Genomic DNA, 18775 nt, shown 5'->3' with positions numbered 1-18775 from the left:
TTTTGGAGGCAGAATAATGGAGCTAAAAGAAACCGGAAAACGAAATAAACTTTTCATAAGCCATTGTTCGGAAATCGATCAGACCGCTTCTGAGATTGCGGAATATTTTGAAGCGGAAGGAATTGCGTGCTGGATTGATCACAGGGATATTTCCAGTGGAAAAAATTATATGGAAGTTATCAAAAGGGCAATCAGCAATGAATGCTTTGGAGCCATTTTTCTTTTGGAGGAACATGCCGTAAAATCAATCCAGATCAAACAGGAACTAAGTCTCTCAAACGGAGAGCAAAAGCGGGGATTCCTTATTTATCCGCTCTATCTTGCGAATGTCAATGCCGAAGACATGGATTATGTATTTACAAATAAACAGAAGACAAATGCACCGAATCCAAGATTCCCCTGGCATGAACTTGAGAAAGAGCAGCTGCAGGAATTAAGAAGCACAGTTTTCGCGGATTATGAAGCATTACAGAATAATAACGACAGGTGCGGCAGCCGGAATAGTGCAAATGTCAGCATGGCACAAAATCAGGAGGTGTTTCGTGAGCTTCGTGAGGGAATCCGCAGATTTTATGCCACAGAACATCAGGTGGAAACTGAACTCTGCAATTCAGAGCTGATCATCCCGAAAGTCAGGGAATTTGATCACTGGCTCGGGCTGGATGAGCCTATATCTTTCGAAGAAAGTGTCAAAGCTTTATGGAAGCAAAAAGACTGGAATTGTCTGTACATCGGTAAAGGAGGATCCGGAAAAACTTCCTGTCTTTATCAGTTAATGAAGGACTTTATCAATTCGTATCCGGAAAAGATGGTCTTCTATGTAAGAATCGAAGAATGTCTTTCTTATGGTGCCAGCGGCATTGCACGATATATTGAGAAGAATTATATACGCAGATTTGACAGGATGTGTTCTCTTTATGAGATCAAAAACATGCTTTACAATTTTGATTTCCGGAAGGAAAAAGAGCCCCGGATCATCCTGATGCTGGATGGACTTTCTGAATGTTCCGGCAAGAACTGTACCACACTTCAGGAGGAACTGGACAGAATTCGGATTAACAAAAGTATTCAGCTTTTGATGACTTCATCCGGTATCTCCCAGCCGTTTTATATAGGCAGTGCGGCTGTACAGAGATTTCAGATTCAGGAACTGTCAGAAAAACAGATTGATTCCTATCTTACTCTGAATCACTGCATGCCTGATACACGGCAGAAAATCCCGTATAATATTGTTTCCAATCCTCTGATGCTGACCATCTATGCCAATACAAATACATTTATCCGAAAAGGTACGGATCAAACGGAATTTCCCTGTTATTTCAGGGAAGAAATTTCGTCCGATGCTGATATCCTGTGGAATTATCTTGAGATGACTGTGCATCGCTATTCAGGTAAAAGAGTATGTGAAGAAAGTCTCAAAAAATCGTTTCTTCTGAAGTTTATATTGCCGTATATCGCAGCATGTATGGAAGTAAATACTTCCTCCTCTCATAAAGATCTGGATGAGATACATTCTTATGTGGCACTTGATAATCCGAAAATGTTTACACAGAATGAATTTTTCCGATGTGTGGAACGTGCAGTGGAAATGCTGAAGGAAAACGCATTTCTTAATGTTTTTTCAGAATTTGACACGGAAAGATGGACAATATCTTATTCCCGTGAAGAGTGTAAAAGGATCCTGGAACATGATCTTATGCGGAAACCGGAGCTTCTTTATAAAAACGGATACGGGCGTTATTGCTTTTGCAGTACCGTCTTTGCGAAATTTTTAGCTGCTGTTCATTTTTATCATTATCTGAAGGTCCGGAATTCTGTAAAGGAACGTGCTTCGGATCTGGAGATTCCTCAGTTCAGCAGTGAAGTTTCAGTTTATCTCGGAGAATTGTGCCAAGAGCAGAAAAACCGCCCATATAAAGATGAAAATGGTAACTGGAGATTCCCCGGAATCCGGACAGAGATCACAAAAGCGCTCAGATATTACCGCCGTCAGTATGATCCCGGAGCCAAAAAGGCAGTCACAAACCTGATCCAGATCATGAAAGATACAAGAAAAAATGATCTGAGTGGTCAGGATCTTTCTCAGCTTGATCTGCGAAGAGCAACCTTTAGTCATGTGATCTGCAGCAGAAAAGGTGAAAGCAGGATCCTCGCTGCAAAGTTTGACGGAAGCATTATCGATAAATGGATCTTCCAGGCAGCAGGCTACAGCAGGGATCTGGCATCCGTGCGTTTTTATGAGGGAGGAAACAGCATTTTCTACACGGTAAATGACACGATTATTCTTGCAGATGTAATGACCGGTAAGGTTCTTATGTCATATGAAATGGACGGGGGATATGTACAATCCATAGATATTTCTGCGGACGGAAAATTCATTCTTGGAGCAGCCCTGGACAGGGGACTGCGGGAATGGAATATAAATACCGGAGAGATTACATTGAGTCTTGAGCAAGAGACAGGGATTCTGCTCAGAGAAGCAGCGTATCTGGATGAAGAACGGATTGTTTATGTCACACGGAACCGTTTTCTTTATCTTTATGACAAGGAAAAAAAAGAAAGAAAAAAGCTGGCTGATGTGAATGCCAATGGACTGACGGTAACTGAATATGAGCTGCTTATTCCCTCCAGAACAAGAGAAATTTATGTGTATGATCTTGAGGAAAACTCTCTTTTAAAAAAGTATTCCTGTGAAGGGACTGCAGATTCTTTTCTTATGAGAGCTCGAGCCGGTGCATTTGACGATATTGTTGCCGGATGCAGTAAAGATGGATTCTTGCTGGAATGGGAAAGGGATAAGACTGTTCCATCCAGAGCTTATAAAGTGGCAGAAGAGGTTAATGATTTTGTTTTATCAGAAGAGGAAGATGTTATTTACTGTGCTGCCGGCACGGATGGAATCCTGAGAATTGACAGAAACCGTATCGGGAATGAAGATGGAATCGAAATAGAAATACAGGAACCGCAGGGATTCCTATGGGCAGGAGTGGATCTCTATGACAATGCTCTCCTGGCTGCAGTCAGTCTGGAAGGCTGCGTCGCTGTGAAAGATTTATATACAGGAGAATATCGTATATTGAATCAGGCAGGAGAACGATACGAACCTCCATTTTTACACCTGGAAGGATGTTCATTCAGAAGGCTGAACCCTCTATCCAATTTAAATGAAAGTCTGCTGCAGATACTTCGTGATCAGAAGGTCATTCTTGATCAGAATAATTGATACATGGAGAAAAAATCATGGAAAACTTCGAGAGGAAAGCAATATGCAGTTGTTGTTATATATAAGGCCGGAACATCCGATTTCTTTACCAATTAATTATAATCATATACTTCAGTCAATACTTTACAGAAATTTATCCTGTTCTCCGGATATTTCAGAGTTTATGCATGATACAGGATATGCCTTTAGGGACCGACAATACAAAATGTTTCAGTTCAGCCATCTGCAGGGAAGATATCGTATCAGTGAAAAGAAAATAATTTTTGATGAAGCTGTTACTTGGGAAATCAGAAGTCCTGAAAACCGCGTGATTCGGCTGCTTGCACAGACGATTAAAGAGCAGGGGATATGGTTTGGGCAAACTCACTGCAAGGATATCGATGTGGAATTGAGGGACTATACAGTTGAAGAATCAGATATTCTGATCCGAATGATGACACCAATCACTGTATATTCAACGGACGAAAAAAATGGCAGTACTTATTATTATACGCCGGATGAAGATATGTTTTATGAAAAAATCCGAGATAATTTTTTTCGCAAATATTATGCCTACTATGGTGTGACGCCTTCATCTGAAATCACACTTCAGCCATTACGCATAATAGAAAAGGATAAGTTCGTTACACGGTATAAAAACAGTTACATAACCGGTTGGTATGGAACTTATCGAATATCCGGGAAACGGAAGTATCTGGATTTCCTGTATCAGGCTGGCCTTGGCGGAAAGAATTCTCAGGGATTTGGGATGTTTCAATTGCTGTAGCTGACAGCTGTATCAATATCATACAGATAATAATAAACAGTTATTGTACAAAATACAAACAGCTATGGTATCAAAAACAAACAGTTATCGTACAAAAAATTCTTGACATTCATTTTACACTGTGATAATTTAATTAAGTGAAGTGAATAGAAACCGGAATTTGAAGGAATTCTGAAGTATGATACGGCTGGATGCTTACAAAGACGTGGGTGCTGGTTGGTTTTATGATGCGGACCTGTCGTCATATTATGTAGGTAAGTGAGAGGAAACAGAGATTGATTTAGACAGGTGATTTTTTATAAGTCACCTGTTTTTTTTTCGAAACTGGCGGCATAAAACAGTTTTGTTTCCCCATTTCCGTCTGCTATGGGAATATCCCGAAAACAAGGTATCCATTCATGGATTGTCCAACACAATAAAGAGGAAGAGGAGAGAACGTTATTATGATTGAAATGATTACCAATATCAACGGTAAAATCAATGGTTTTGTCTGGGGACTCCCCATGCTGGTTCTTCTGGTTGGTACCGGCATCCTGATGACAATTCTGACAAAGGTATTTCAGCTTTCCCATTTCGGATACTGGATGAAGCACACCCTTGGAAGCATATTCACTGATAGACACATTACAAAACATACCGCTTCCCATGACAAATCCATTTCCCAGTTTCAGTCCCTTTGTACCGCACTGGCTGCAACTATCGGTACAGGTAACATCGTAGGTGTGGCTTCCGCACTGATCGCAGGCGGTCCCGGAGCAATTTTCTGGATGTGGATCGTGGCATTTTTCGGAATGATGACAAACTACTCTGAAAATGTTCTCGGTATCTATTACCGCAGAAAAAATGCAAAAGGAGAATGGAGCGGCGGTGCCATGTACTATCTGCGCGATGGTCTCGGTTCCAAAAAGGGAATGAAACAGGTAGGTGCTGTTCTTGCAGTTCTGTTTTCTCTGTTCTGTCTGCTGGCATCTTTCGGTATCGGCAATATGAGTCAGATCAATTCCATTGCCGGAAATATGAAAGCAGCTTTTGGAATCCCGAATATCATTACCGGTATCGTCCTGATGATTCTGGCAGCACTTGTTATTCTTGGCGGAATCAAACGAATTGCCTCTGTAACAGAAAAACTTGTTCCATTTATGGCAATCATCTATATCATCGGTGCACTGATCGTCTGCATTATCAATATTGATCAGTTTGGCGCAGTTTTCGGAGCTATTTTTAAAGGTGCATTCGCTATGAAAGCCGTTGGAGGCGGAATCGTTGGTTCCGGTGTCAAAATGGCAGTTACCTGGGGTATGAAACGAGGCGTTTTCTCCAATGAGGCCGGTCTTGGTTCTTCTGTTATGGTTCATTCCAGTTCCAACGTAAAGGAGCCGGTTCGTCAGGGTATGTGGGGAATTTTCGAAGTATTCGCCGATACCATCGTTGTCTGCAGTCTGACTGCATTTACCGTATTATCTTCTGGTCTGGTAGATCTGGAAACAGGTGCAGTCGTCAGCTCATCAGCAGGTTCCGCACTTGTTGGTGAAGCATTTGGTACTGTATTCGGCAGTGCGGGACCTGCTTTCATCGCTCTTGCCATATTATTATTTGCATTTTCCACAGTACTCGGATGGAGCCACTATGGAACAAAAGCATTTGAGTATCTGTTCGGTTCCAATGCGACTATTATTTATCGTGTGATTTTTATCGTATTCATCCTTGGCGGTGCAACCATGAGTCTTGACCTCGCATGGGATCTGTCTGACACCTTTAACGGTCTGATGGCAATCCCCAACCTGATTGGTGTCATTACGCTTTCTCCGATCGTTATGCGTATCACCAAAAACTATGTAGACCGTAAAATCAAAGGTGTAAAAGAAAGACCGATGCTTTCCGCTTTCCCGGAAATCCAGAGAGAACAGGAACAGGGTCTGGACGGAAGTGACTGAATCGTTTCTTAGCATAAGAGACTTGTGAAAAAAACATATTTTTCACAAGTCTTTTTCTTTGCCGTCAGTCATTGAAATAAAAGGTACTTTTATGCTAAAATTCATTTGTATACATTCTTAGGAAGGATACCCCACTTTTTTCATGATAAAACTAATCACATTTGATCTTGACAACACCCTGGCAAAACTCGGAAAAGGTATGACGGAAGAAGATCTGATTCTTTTAAAAAAAATCGAAGAACAGGAAGTGACTGTTGCCGTCTGCTCCGGAAAACCCACCTATTATCTCTGTGGATTTATGCGGCAGGTGGGACTGAAACATCCGATTCTCGTTGGCGAAAACGGAGCGGTCATTCAGTTCGGAGTAGATCTGCCTCCTGAAAAGTTTTATATGCTTCCTTATTCTGAAGAAGCCAGACAATCACTTTCTTTTTTAAAAAACAAAATAAGCAAATTGCTCCCTGACATCTGGTTTCAGCCCAACCTTACAGGAGTCACCCCGTTTCCATCCAACGAAAAAGAATTTGATATCATTGAGCAATGTCTTGAGCAGGAAAAGAGTCATATAAAGGATATTGAAATCTATCGTCACAATGATTCCTTTGATCTGGTTCCTGCAGGACTTAATAAGAAACGGGGAATGGAAGTACTGGGAAACATGCTTATGATCAGGCCGGAAGAAACCATTGCCGCCGGTGATGGGGTAAATGATTATCCCATGTTTGAATATGCAGGCTTCTCTGTCGGTGTGAATGTACCTGACGAAACAAAAGTAGATCAGAACTTTCCCTCATCCACAGAAATGCTTCGCTATCTGTTGGAAATTGTAGAAAATCAAATAAACACTCTGGAGGAACAGATATGAAATTTTCAGAAATGCCCTACACCCGCGTGGATATTCCCGCAGTAATGGAACAGGGAAAACAGCTTATTGATCAGGCTTCTCATGCAGGAAGCGGAGAGGAACAATTTGAGATTCATCAGAATTTCAACCAGCTTCTCAATCATGTAAACACGCTCTGTATTATTGCCGGTATCCGGAGAGACGGAGACGTAACCAATGAATTCTATGAAAAAGAAAAAGAGTATTATGATGAAAAAATACCGGAATTTGAAGCAGTGGTCAATGAATACCGCAAGGTGCTTTTCCAGTCCCCTTATCTGGATTTTGTAAAAGACCGGATTGGAGCTGCAGCGATAAAATCCATGGAATTGTCCATGAAAGCATTTGATGACAGTCTGATTCCTCTCATGCAGGAAGAAAATGCACTTTCCACACGCTACAGCAAACTGATCGCATCTGCCAAAGTGGACTGGGAGGGAGAAGAACTGAATCTTTCCCTTCTTCGCAAATACATGCGGCACGAAAATCGCAAGATCCGCAAAAAAGCCTGGGACACCTTCTCCGTTTTTTTTGAAGAACACCAGCAGGAAATTGATGAAATCTACGATCAGCTTGTAAAAAACAGAACAAAACAGGCCAGAATGCTGGGCTTTGACAATTATATCGAAATGGGATACTGCCGCATGAACCGCAATTCCTATTCCCGGGAAGAAATTGCAGAGCTTCGCGAGCAGATCAAAAAAGTATACGTACCTTTTGCCACCAAAATTCATGAAAACCGCAGAAAACGTCTTGGCGCAGATCAGCTTTGCTATTATGATGACGGTGTTTATTTTCCTCAGGGAGATCCTGCCCCAATCGGTACACCGGAAGAAATTCTCGCTGGCGGTCAGAAGATGTACTCGGAATTATCCGAAGAAACCAACGCCTTTTTTCAGATGATGATGGACTGTGAATTGTTCGATGTACTCGGACGCAAAAATAAAGCCACCGGCGGATATATGACAGAAATTCCGGATTACGGCGTTCCCTTTATTTTTGCCAATTTTAACGGAACAAGCGGTGATATCGATGTCATTACCCACGAATGCGGACATGCCTTCCAGTATTTTATATCCGGCAAAGACCCCATCAGCGACCATAACCGCTTTATCACCATGGATATTGCAGAAATCCATTCCATGTCCATGGAATTTTTTGCCGAACCATGGATGGAACTGTTCTTTGGAGAACGTGGAAACGACTATCGCAAAATGCATCTGGAAGATACCATTGCCTTCATTCCCTACGGAACGATGGTCGATGAATTCCAGCACATCGTATATGGAAATCCGGATCTGACACCCCGGGAAAGGCGGCAGGCATGGCTGAAACTGGAACAGGAATACCGCCCGCACATGGATGTGACCGGCTGCGGATTTATGGAAACAGGGGCTTACTGGCAGAGACAGCATCATATTTTTGAAATGCCTTTTTATTATATTGATTATGTACTGGCACAATTGTGTGCATTCCAGTTCAAAATAAAAATGGATACGAATTTCCAGGAAGCCTGGGGACAGTATATGCAGCTTTGCAGACTTTCCGGAAGCGGCTTTTATCCGGATATGCTGAAAGAATCCGGCCTGAACATACCATTTGAAAAGGACTGTATCCGGGAAATTGTAAACGAACTTGAACTTCTTTATCAGAAGATGTAAGTTTACGAAAAAAAAGCTTTTATCTTGACTGAAAACGGAAGAACCGTAAGGTTTTATCACAAAAATATGCAAAAGTCTTCCCTACTTTTCTGATTGTAAATACTGTATAGACGTGATAGAATGAATAGCAGATTTTATCGGGAGGGTATATTGGGATGAATAAAAAATACCAGTTAGACACAAACGAAAACAAAGAATTCATGGACCAGATGTGCAGAGACCTGCTTGCTTTCGGACATCAGTTTCCGTCACCGGGCGGAAGTGCATGGTATCTGAAAGAAGACGGAACACCGTGGCCGGAACGCAACAGAGAAACTTACGAAACCGCACGTATGGTTCATGTATACAGTATTGGAACGTTCCTTGGCCATAAAGGCAGCGAAGAACTGGCAGATGCTGCACTGAGAGGACTGCAGGAGGAATTACATGACAAAAAGAACGGCGGATGGTATGTGGGAGTAACTCCGGATAACACCAATCTTCCGGATAAATTATGTTACGCCCATGCTTTCGTAATCCTTGCAGCTTCTTCCGCACTGACAGCCGGACGTCCGGGAGCACAGGAGCTTCTAGATGAAGCGCTGAAAACATTTGAAGAACGGTTCTGGGATGAAAAAGAAGGACTGACCTTTGATACCTGGAACACAGAATTTACCGTACTTGATGATTACCGTGGCCTGAATGCCAATATGCATACAGTTGAAGCATTTCTCGCAGCTGCCGACTGTGCTGGAAAGGAAATCTACCGCGAGCGTGCCGGACGTATTATCCGCCGTGTCATCGGCTGGGCCAAAGATAACAACTGGAGAATTCCGGAACATTATACCAGCAGCTGGGAACCGGATCTTGAGAAAAACATTGAGAAACCGGACGATCCGTTTAAACCATACGGAGCAACACCGGGACATGGACTGGAATGGGCACGTCTGATCACTCAGTGGGCAATGTCCACTTTCAAAGATGACGAAGAGGGTCGTGCGCCATTTCTGGAAGCTGCGGAAAATCTGTTCCAGAGGGCAGTCGCAGATGCATGGAATGCAGACGGAGCACCGGGAATCGCCTACACCACCGGCTGGGATGGAAAACCATGTGTCCATGACAGAATGCACTGGACTCTTGCGGAAGCGATCAATACTGCAGCTGTCCTCTACCGTGTGACAGGAAAAGAATGCTATGCAGAGAGATTTGCGGAATTCCTGCAGTATCTTGACGAAAAAGTTCTGGATCATGTTCATGGTTCCTGGTTCCATCAGCTGGATGAACACAACCAGGTAAAAGAAACCGTATGGCCGGGCAAACCGGATCTTTATCATGCACTGCAGGCAACACTGATTCCATATCATCGTGTAGATTTGTCCATTATCTGTGCAGTAAAAGAGCAGCAGGGAACTGAATGAAATTCTGACAGAATTGCCTGTTGAAGTATCATGAACGTACATAATTAAAATAATACCGGAAATAAGCATGGAGAAATCCATGCTTATTCTGACATATATGATTTCCGTATAGGATACACATAATTCTGTAATATTGACACAAACAGGTATAAAAATCACTTATATACAACCGTCATCCTCATGTAATATATCCATGTAAGCTTCTTTCAAAGTATTTTACTGATAAAAACCATAAATGCAACAGATATTTGACAGGTTGACAGCCTGACATGGTAGTATGCAACTGAAAAACAGCGTATAATGCAGTTATGAAAACATAAAACCTGATGAAGGGGAGGAAAAACAAAATGATCCTGGCAGAAAAGATTACAGAAGAAAGAAAAAAGAATGGATGGTCGCAGGAAGAACTTGCAGATCAGCTCGGAGTTTCCAGACAGGCAGTATCAAAATGGGAGAGTGCGGGAACAGTACCGGACCTGCAGAGAATCATCCAGCTGGCAGAATTGTTCGGTGTAAGCACCGATTATCTTTTGAAGGATGAAATGGTACAGGAAACTGTTCCTGTCTATACCGGTGAAATTTCAGAACACAGTCAGCCGCTTCGCAGAGTGTCCATGGAAGAAGCAAATTCGTTTCTCGATATGAAACGCAAAGTTGCTCCTAAAACAGCAAATGCAACCTCCATGTGCATCTTAAGCCCGGCTCTTCTGGTTATTCTTAGTACAATGGCTGATAGCCGTATATTCCATATAAGTGAAGCACTGGCAGCAGGTGCAGGTTGTGCAGCTCTGTTTGGAACGATTGCAGCTGCAGTATTCCTGTTCATTACCTGCGGAATCCGGGAAGACCATATGGCACATCTGGAAAAAGAGAATTTTGAAACAGAGTATGGTGTTTCCGGTATGGTCAGAGAAAGAAAACGTTCCTATGAACCTGTATTCGCAAGAGGACTGGCAGGCGGTGTGGTTCTTTGTATTCTCGCAGTGATTCCCCTTATCGTTGCAGGAGCAATGGAGGCACCGGATTTTGTCTGCGGTATCTTTGTCGGACTGTTGCTGCTGATGATTGCAGCAGGAGTTAACATGATTATCCGTGTAAGTATTGTAAAAAGCAGTTATGATACTCTGCTGCAGGAAGGCGAATTCAGCAAAAAGGAAAAACGTGTAAAAGGAAAATTAGAGGCATTTTCCGGTATCTACTGGTGTCTGGCAACAGCCATCTACCTTGCCTGGAGTTTCTGGACCATGCGCTGGGATTACACATGGATCCTGTGGCCGGTTGCAGGTGTATTATTTGCTGCAGCTTCAGGAATTATGAGAATGGCGGTTGGCGCGGAAGATTAAATATTCAGGACAACTCACAAGAATAATGAATTTCGAGGTGTTTCCATGAATTTATGCATGGAAATCCCGGGAAGAAATAAAAACTGGCTGTCCCATCGGTCTTGCAACTTTCGTTTCCGCATGGTATGATAATCAATGTTGCCGCGACAGCATCGAAATAACTCCGTGCTATCGCATATAGACTTTCTGAATACTTCCGGATATGTCAAACCTTTACAATAGAAATACGACATAAGAAAACATAAGAAAGAGGTATGCTGCCTTTGAGTATAAATAACGAAAACACAGAAAAGAATCCAAACGGGCTCAAAACTGCGAAGCCTAAAACGCAAACCCGCACAAGCACTGAAGTTTCGTCCAAAACACCCAGGATGTCACCAATGATGACCGAGTATCTGAAAACAAAGGAGCAGTACAAAGACTGTATCCTGTTTTATCGTCTAGGTGATTTCTATGAAATGTTTTTTGATGACGCTCTGACTGTAACAAAAGAACTGGAAATTACTTTAACCGGTAAGGACTGTGGACTGGAGGAACGCGCACCCATGTGTGGCGTTCCTTATCATGCTGCGGAAACATATATCAAACGACTGATTGAAAAAGGACACAAGGTAGCGATCTGCGAACAGGTGGAAGACCCCAAACTTGCCAAAGGGCTGGTCAAACGCGAAGTGATCCGTGTTGTTACCCCCGGTACCACACTGGATGCCGCTTCTCTGGATGAGTCCAAGAATAACTACCTCATGTCCATCGTTTCCATGGAAGACCATTTCGGATGTGCGATCGCAGATATCACGACCGGAGACTGTTTTCTCACAGAAGTGGACAAGCCGTCCAAGCTTCTGGATGAAATCAATAAATTTGTGCCTGCCGAAATCATCTGCAACGATGCTTTTTTTGTGAGCGGCGTAGACACAGATGATCTGAAATCAAGGCTGGCAATCTGCATCTACTCTCTGGATTCCTGGTATTTTGATGATGAAATGTGCAGACGTACCCTGAAAGAACATTTTCACGTAAATGCACTGGAAGGGCTTGGCATCAGCGATTATGACAGTGGAATCATCGCAGCCGGTGCCCTGTTCCGGTATCTTACCGAAACACAGAAAACCGCGCTTTCTCACATGACAACGATCCGTCCGTATTCTGCGGACACCTTTATGCTGATCGACAGTTCCAGCCGGAGAAATCTGGAACTGGTGGAAACCCTTCGGGAAAAACAGAAGCGCGGCTCTCTTCTCTGGGTACTGGATAAAACCAAAACTGCCATGGGGGCGCGTACGCTCCGCGGTTATGTGGAACAGCCGCTGATCGACGCAGAAGAAATCGGCCGTCGTCTGGACGCTGTGGAAGAACTGATCAAAAAGCCCATGCTCCGTGATGAGATCAGAGAATATCTCAATCCTGTATATGACCTGGAACGACTGATCAGCCGGATCAGCTATCAGTCCGCGAATCCCAGAGACATGGTGGCATTTGCCTCTTCTCTGGAAATGATTCCTTATATCAAACAACTCCTGAATGATTTTCAGTCACCTCTTCTGCAGCAGATTAACGAAGACATGGATGCACTTCTGGATGTGACAGATCTGATTAAACGGGCAATCTGTGATGAACCTCCCCTGGCTCAGAAGGATGGCGGGATTATCAGGGAAGGATTTCATCCGGATGTCGATAAATTCCGCCGTTCCCGTACAGACGGTAAAAAATGGCTTTCCGAACTGGAAGCAAAAGAGCGGGAGCGCACAGGAATCAAAAATCTGAAAATCAAATTCAACCGTGTATTCGGCTATTCTCTGGAAGTAACCAATTCTTTCAAAGAAATGGTACCGGATAATTATGTACGCAAACAGACTCTTGCCAATGCAGAACGCTACATCACACAGGAACTGAAAGAACTGGAAGACCTGATCCTCGGGGCAGAAGACAAACTTTATGCCCTGGAATATGAATTATTCTGCAATGTCCGTGATACGGTAGGACGGGAAGTTGTCCGTATCCAGAAGACAGCCAAAGCGGTTGCTGCACTGGATGTCTTTGCTTCCCTCGCATTTGTTGCGGAAAGAAACAACTATGTAAAACCAAAAATCAATCAGAACGGCATTCTTGATATCAAAAACGGACGACATCCGGTTGTGGAAAAAATGATCGACAACGATATGTTCATTGCCAATGACACGTATCTGGACAATCAGAAAAACAGGATTTCCATTATCACAGGACCAAACATGGCCGGTAAATCCACTTACATGAGACAGAGTGCACTGATCGTCCTTATGGCGCAGATTGGAAGCTTTGTCCCTGCAGAAAAAGCCAACATCGGAATTGTAGACCGGATTTTTACCAGAGTCGGTGCTTCCGATGATCTGGCAAGCGGACAGAGTACTTTTATGGTGGAAATGACAGAAGTGGCCAATATTCTCCGCAATGCTACTTCACGCAGTCTTTTGATCCTTGATGAAATCGGACGCGGAACCAGTACATTTGACGGGCTTTCCATTGCCTGGGCCGTTGTGGAGCATATCAGCAATACGAAATTATGCGGTGCCAAGACGCTTTTTGCCACACACTATCATGAACTGACAGAGCTGGAAGGCAAACTTCCTGGAGTGAACAATTACTGTATCGCAGTGAAAGAAAAAGGCGATGACATTGTTTTCCTCCGCAAAATCGTCAGGGGCGGGGCAGACAAGAGCTATGGTATTCAGGTAGCCAAGCTTGCCGGCGTACCGGATTCCGTCATCAATCGCGCCAAAGAACTGGTGGAAGAACTGAGCAATGCAGATATTACCGCTGCGGTAAAAGATCTGACTGCTCCATCTCATAAAAAGAAACAGAAGGTTGTTTATGACCAGGTGGATATGGCACAGATATCGCTGTTTGATACCGTACAGGACAATGATATTGTGGATGAGATCAAAGAACTGGATCTGTCCAATATTACTCCCATGGAAGCCATGAATATCCTTTACAACCTTCAGAATAAAATCAAAAATCGCTGGTAATTTCAGTGACTAATCAGAAATATGGAGGAATATCTTGAGAAAAATTGCAGTTTTAGATCAGCATACCATTGACAAAATTGCAGCCGGAGAAGTGGTGGAACGTCCTTCTTCCGTAGTAAAAGAACTGGTGGAAAATGCCATTGATGCCGGAGCTACCGCCATCACGGTAGAAATTACCGATGGCGGCAAGAAACTGATTCGAATCACAGACAATGGAGGAGGCATGGAAGCGGAGCAGGTTCCCCTGGCTTTTCTTCGTCATGCCACCAGCAAAATCGAAAAAATAGAAGACCTGGAACACATTGCCTCACTTGGATTTCGCGGTGAGGCTTTGTCCAGTATTGCGGCCGTTTCACAGGTCGAACTGATCACAAAGACGCCTTCCTCCATCAGCGGTGTCCGCTATATCATTGAAGGCGGACAGGAGCATTCCCTGGAAGAGCTGGGCGCACCGGAAGGAACCACTTTTCTGGTCCGCAATCTGTTTTACAACACACCGGCCAGAAGTAAATTTCTGAAATCCGATACAACCGAAGGGAATTATATCAGCACACTGATGGAACAGCTGGCTCTTTCCCACCCGGAAATCTCCTTTAAATATATACAGAATAAGCAGGTGAAGCTTCATACTTCCGGTAATTACAGTGTAAAAGATGTCATCTACAATGTCTACGGCCGTGATATTGCCAGATCCCTGCTGGAGATTTCCTACGAAAATGACTTTATGAAAATCACCGGATTTGCCGGAAAGCCGGAGATTTCCCGCGGAAACCGTACTTTTGAAAACTATTATATCAATGGAAGATATGTCAAAAATAACATTATCACAAAGGCCATTGAGGATGCCTACAAAGGTTTCCTGATGCAGCATAAATTTCCTTTTGTCTCTCTTCATATGGAGATGGACGGAAACGATCTGGATGTCAATGTACATCCCGCCAAACGTGAAGTTCGTTTTGCAAGAGGTCCGGAGGTCTATGACGGCGTTTACGACACCATCCGAAGAGCCCTTACCAGACGGGAAATGATCCCGGAAGTGACTTTCGGAAGAGACGAGCGCGTATCCAGGACAAAAGAACCCATAAAGCGAGCCGACGTGCCGGAGCCTTTTGAAGCGCAGAGAAGAGCGCAGACATATCAAAATACCGCATCTTCTGCAGATATCAGACGCCCGGGGACAGATAAACCGGAAATCAATCAAACAGGAACCGGAAGTTCCATATCGCATCAAACGGAACCCGGCAATTCGAAATCGTATCAAACGGAAGCCGGTAATTCAAAATCGTATCAATCGGAACCCGGCAATTCGAAATCGTATCAATCGGAAGCCGGTAAAATGGCACCGGAGCAACTGAAATCTGCCAAAGCAGAATCATACAGATCAGAATCCCGTAAGCCTGATAAGCTGCGGGAAGAAGACGACTACGGAATATCTGCGATCGGTCCTGCATTCACCCGTGCGGAAGAATCCCTGTTTTCAGGGACACTGCGTCACTCTGAACAATCCGAACAAAAGGAACCGAACAGCGAAGACACATCTTCCTGGAAACCGAACAAAAATACCAGCGATAAAGATAATGCCAGCCTTCTGGGAAATCCTGCAGCAGAACCATCCTCACAGAACTCTGTCACCGGAGAACAGCTGGAAATGTTCGAAGAAAAACTGCTTTCCCCGGAATCGCGGAAACACCATCAGCTCATCGGCCAGCTGTTTGACACATACTGGCTGGTGCAGTTTGGAGATGAGTTTTATATCATCGACCAGCACGCAGCCCATGAAAAAGTTTTTTACGAAAGACTGGTACGCCAGTTTCAGGAGCAGACCATCGAATCCCAGTATGTGAGTCCACCAATGATCGTAACTCTGAATCTTCAGGAGGAATCCCTTCTGAAAGCGAACGAACAATATTTCCGGGACTTCGGATTTGAAATTGAGCCTTTTGGCGGAAAGGAATACTGCATCAGTGCGGTTCCGTCCAATCTTTACGGATTTACCGAAGAGGGACTTTTCCTCGACATGCTGGATCATCTGGCAGCAGAAGGGCAGAAAGATGCGCTGAAACTGTTCACCTCACGCCTGGCTACCATGGCCTGCAAAGCCGCAGTCAAAGGAAACCACCGGATGTCTCCGCAGGAAGCGGACAGTCTGATCGATGAACTCCTGACTCTGGAAAATCCTTATCACTGTCCTCACGGCAGGCCCACCATCATTTCCATGACCAGGGCAGAACTGGAAAAGAAATTCAAAAGAATTGTATAAATCTGCATACCAGGAGGCATATATCATGCATGACAATATGTATTCAAAGAAACCTCTGATCGTACTCACCGGTCCCACTGCAGTCGGAAAAACCAGCCTTTCGATTTCTCTAGCAAAGGCTGTAAACGGCGAAATCATTTCTGCTGATTCCATGCAGGTCTACCAATACATGGATATCGGTTCCGCCAAAATCCGTCCGGAAGAAATGCAGGGCGTTCCTCATCATCTGGTAGATATCCTGAAACCGGAAGAAGAATTTCATATCGTGCGTTTTCAGGAACTGGCAAAACAGGCCATGAATGATATTTATTCCAGAGGCCGTATTCCTGTCCTGGTTGGCGGTACCGGCTTTTATATTCAGGCAGTTACCCGGGATATTGATTTTACCCAGGCAGAGCAGGAAGATGATTATCGAAAAGAACTGGAACAGACAGCCCGTGAGAAAGGTGCCGAAGCACTCCACCGGATGCTGGAACAGGTTGACCCGGTAAGTGCCGGGGAAATCCATGCCAATAACGTAAAACGCGTGATCCGTGCACTGGAATTTTATCATCAGAACCACAAACCGATTTCCGAACATAATCAGGAACAGAGGGAACACACCAGCCCCTATAACCTTGCCTATTTCGTTCTCAATGCACCGAGAGATCTTCTCTATGAACGAATCGACAAAAGAGTGGACGAAATGATGGCGCAGGGTCTTCTGGAGGAAGTAAAAAAGCTGAAGGAAATGGGCTGTCACAGAGGAATGGTTTCCATGCAGGGACTTGGATACAAAGAAATCCTTGCTTATCTGGATGGAGAATATCCGCTGGAAGAAGCAGTCCGGATTCTGAAGCGCGATACCCGGCATTTTGCCAAACGCCAGCTTACCTGGTTCCGCAGGGAACAGGAAGTCATCTGGGTAAATAAAGATGAATTTTCCTATGATGAAGAAAAAATACGAAACTATATGCTTTCGATACTGAAAGACAGAGAAATTTTACGATAAGACTAAGGAAGGATCAAAAATAAATCCATGATAAAAGAAATGTATGAACAGCTTGGGATTTCTTCTCAGGTTTATGATTTTGGACACGAAATAGAAGCTTCATTAAAAGAACGTTTTGAGGAATTTGACCGGATTGCGGAATACAATCAGCTGAAAGTCCTCCACGCCATGCAGAAGAACCATGTCAGTGCGGAGTGTTTCCAGTCCTCTTCCGGATACGGATATGACGATTTCGGACGCGACACACTGGAAAAAGTATATGCGGATACTTTTCACACGGAAGCCTGTCTTGTCCGTCCGCAGATTGCATGCGGCACACATGCCCTCGCCATTGCGCTGTTCGGTAACCTGCGCCCCGGTGATGAATTGCTGGCGCCTGCCGGAAAACCATACGATACCCTGGAGGAAGTGATCGGCATCCGCCCATCCAAAGGATCTCTCGCGGAATACGGTGTCACCTATCGTCAGGTAGACCTTCTGGAAGACGGCACATTTGATTACGAAAATATCCGCAAAGCCATCAATGAAAAAACAAAACTGGTGGAAATTCAGCGTTCCAAAGGCTATATGACACGTCCATCTTTCTCCGTAAAACAGATTGGAGAACTCATTGCTTTTGTAAAAAGTATCAAACCGGATGTCATCTGCATGGTCGACAACTGCTACGGAGAATTTGTAGATACCATCGAACCAAGTGACGTAGGTGCAGATATGATTGTCGGTTCTCTGATCAAAAATCCCGGAGGCGGACTGGCTCCCATCGGAGGCTATATTGCCGGAACCAGAGAATGTGTGGAAAATTCCTCTTACCGCATGACCTGCCCTGGTCTTGGCATGGAAGTCGGCGCTTCTCTCGGAGTCAATCGTTCCTTCTACCAGGGATTTTTCCTCGCACCGATGGTAACAAAGGCTGCTCTGAAAGGTGCTGTTTTTGCCGCAAACATTTATGAGAAACTTGGTTTCCCCGTTATTCCAAATTCCACAGAACCAAGAAATGACATTATTCAGGCTGTTACTCTCGGAACACCGGAAGGTCTTGTTGCATTCTGTCAGGGAATACAGGCAGCTGCACCGGTAGACAGTTATGTTGCTCCGGAGCCCTGGGATATGCCCGGTTATGACAGCAAGGTCATTATGGCTGCAGGTGCCTTTGTACAGGGTTCTTCCATCGAACTTTCTGCAGATGGTCCTCTGAAACCTCCCTATGCTGTTTATTTCCAGGGAGGTCTTACCTGGGAACACGCAAAAACCGGCGTTCTCATGTCATTGCAGAAGCTGGTAGATCAAAATCTTGTTTCATTGCCATGAGGGA

Annotated in this window: 11 protein-coding genes; all 11 read left to right on the top strand. The window is 44.1% G+C overall.

The window, feature by feature from the left end:
* The first annotated feature begins 16 nt into the window (after positions 1 to 16).
* Entirely contained in the window at positions 17 to 3223 is a 3207-nt protein-coding gene (locus tag ACTNEW_RS03585; RefSeq protein WP_441058032.1) for a TIR domain-containing protein, read from the top strand.
* Positions 3165 to 3989 (top strand): CRISPR-associated endoribonuclease Cas6, encoded by an 825-nt coding sequence (gene cas6 / locus ACTNEW_RS03580; protein ID WP_441058029.1) that lies wholly within the window; start codon positions 3165 to 3167, stop codon positions 3987 to 3989. The genes ACTNEW_RS03585 and cas6 overlap by 59 nt, the downstream gene beginning before the upstream one ends.
* Before the next feature lie 443 nt (positions 3990 to 4432).
* Positions 4433 to 5923: an alanine/glycine:cation symporter family protein gene (locus tag ACTNEW_RS03575; RefSeq protein WP_441058026.1), complete on the top strand. Its 1491-nt coding sequence runs from the start codon at positions 4433 to 4435 to the stop codon at positions 5921 to 5923.
* A 142-nt stretch (positions 5924 to 6065) separates the two neighbouring features.
* On the top strand, positions 6066 to 6788 hold the full coding sequence (locus tag ACTNEW_RS03570; protein WP_441058023.1) for an HAD family hydrolase: 723 nt from the start codon (positions 6066 to 6068) through the stop codon (positions 6786 to 6788).
* A complete protein-coding gene (locus ACTNEW_RS03565; protein ID WP_441058020.1) occupies positions 6785 to 8467 on the top strand; it encodes a M3 family oligoendopeptidase in 1683 nt (560 codons plus the stop codon). Before ACTNEW_RS03570 ends, ACTNEW_RS03565 begins: the two co-directional genes overlap by 4 nt.
* Positions 8468 to 8622: 155 nt before the next feature.
* Positions 8623 to 9864 carry an AGE family epimerase/isomerase gene (locus tag ACTNEW_RS03560; RefSeq protein ID WP_441058017.1) on the top strand — a complete coding sequence of 414 codons (1242 nt, stop codon included), beginning with the start codon at positions 8623 to 8625 and terminating at the stop codon, positions 9862 to 9864.
* A 347-nt stretch (positions 9865 to 10211) separates the two neighbouring features.
* Positions 10212 to 11207 carry a helix-turn-helix domain-containing protein gene (locus ACTNEW_RS03555; protein ID WP_441058014.1) on the top strand — a complete coding sequence of 332 codons (996 nt, stop codon included), beginning with the start codon at positions 10212 to 10214 and terminating at the stop codon, positions 11205 to 11207.
* 380 nt (positions 11208 to 11587) lie between these two features.
* Positions 11588 to 14212, top strand: coding sequence for a DNA mismatch repair protein MutS (mutS, locus tag ACTNEW_RS03550; protein WP_441058011.1), 2625 nt, complete (start codon positions 11588 to 11590; stop codon positions 14210 to 14212).
* A gap of 34 nt (positions 14213 to 14246) precedes the next feature.
* Positions 14247 to 16472: a DNA mismatch repair endonuclease MutL gene (gene mutL / locus ACTNEW_RS03545; RefSeq protein WP_441058008.1), complete on the top strand. Its 2226-nt coding sequence runs from the start codon at positions 14247 to 14249 to the stop codon at positions 16470 to 16472.
* 25 nt (positions 16473 to 16497) lie between these two features.
* Positions 16498 to 17463 (top strand): tRNA (adenosine(37)-N6)-dimethylallyltransferase MiaA, encoded by a 966-nt coding sequence (gene miaA / locus ACTNEW_RS03540; RefSeq protein WP_441058005.1) that lies wholly within the window; start codon positions 16498 to 16500, stop codon positions 17461 to 17463.
* Positions 17464 to 17490: 27 nt separating this feature from the next.
* Positions 17491 to 18771 (top strand): aminotransferase class I/II-fold pyridoxal phosphate-dependent enzyme, encoded by a 1281-nt coding sequence (locus ACTNEW_RS03535; RefSeq protein WP_441058002.1) that lies wholly within the window; start codon positions 17491 to 17493, stop codon positions 18769 to 18771.
* Positions 18772 to 18775: the final 4 nt, after the last annotated feature.

The organism is Blautia sp. HCP3S3_G3 (assembly GCF_052063365.1).
In the GTDB taxonomy this organism is placed as follows: domain Bacteria; phylum Bacillota; class Clostridia; order Lachnospirales; family Lachnospiraceae; genus Blautia_A.
Note: the sequence above shows the minus strand (reverse complement) of the source record. Positions and strands in the feature narration are given on the sequence as shown.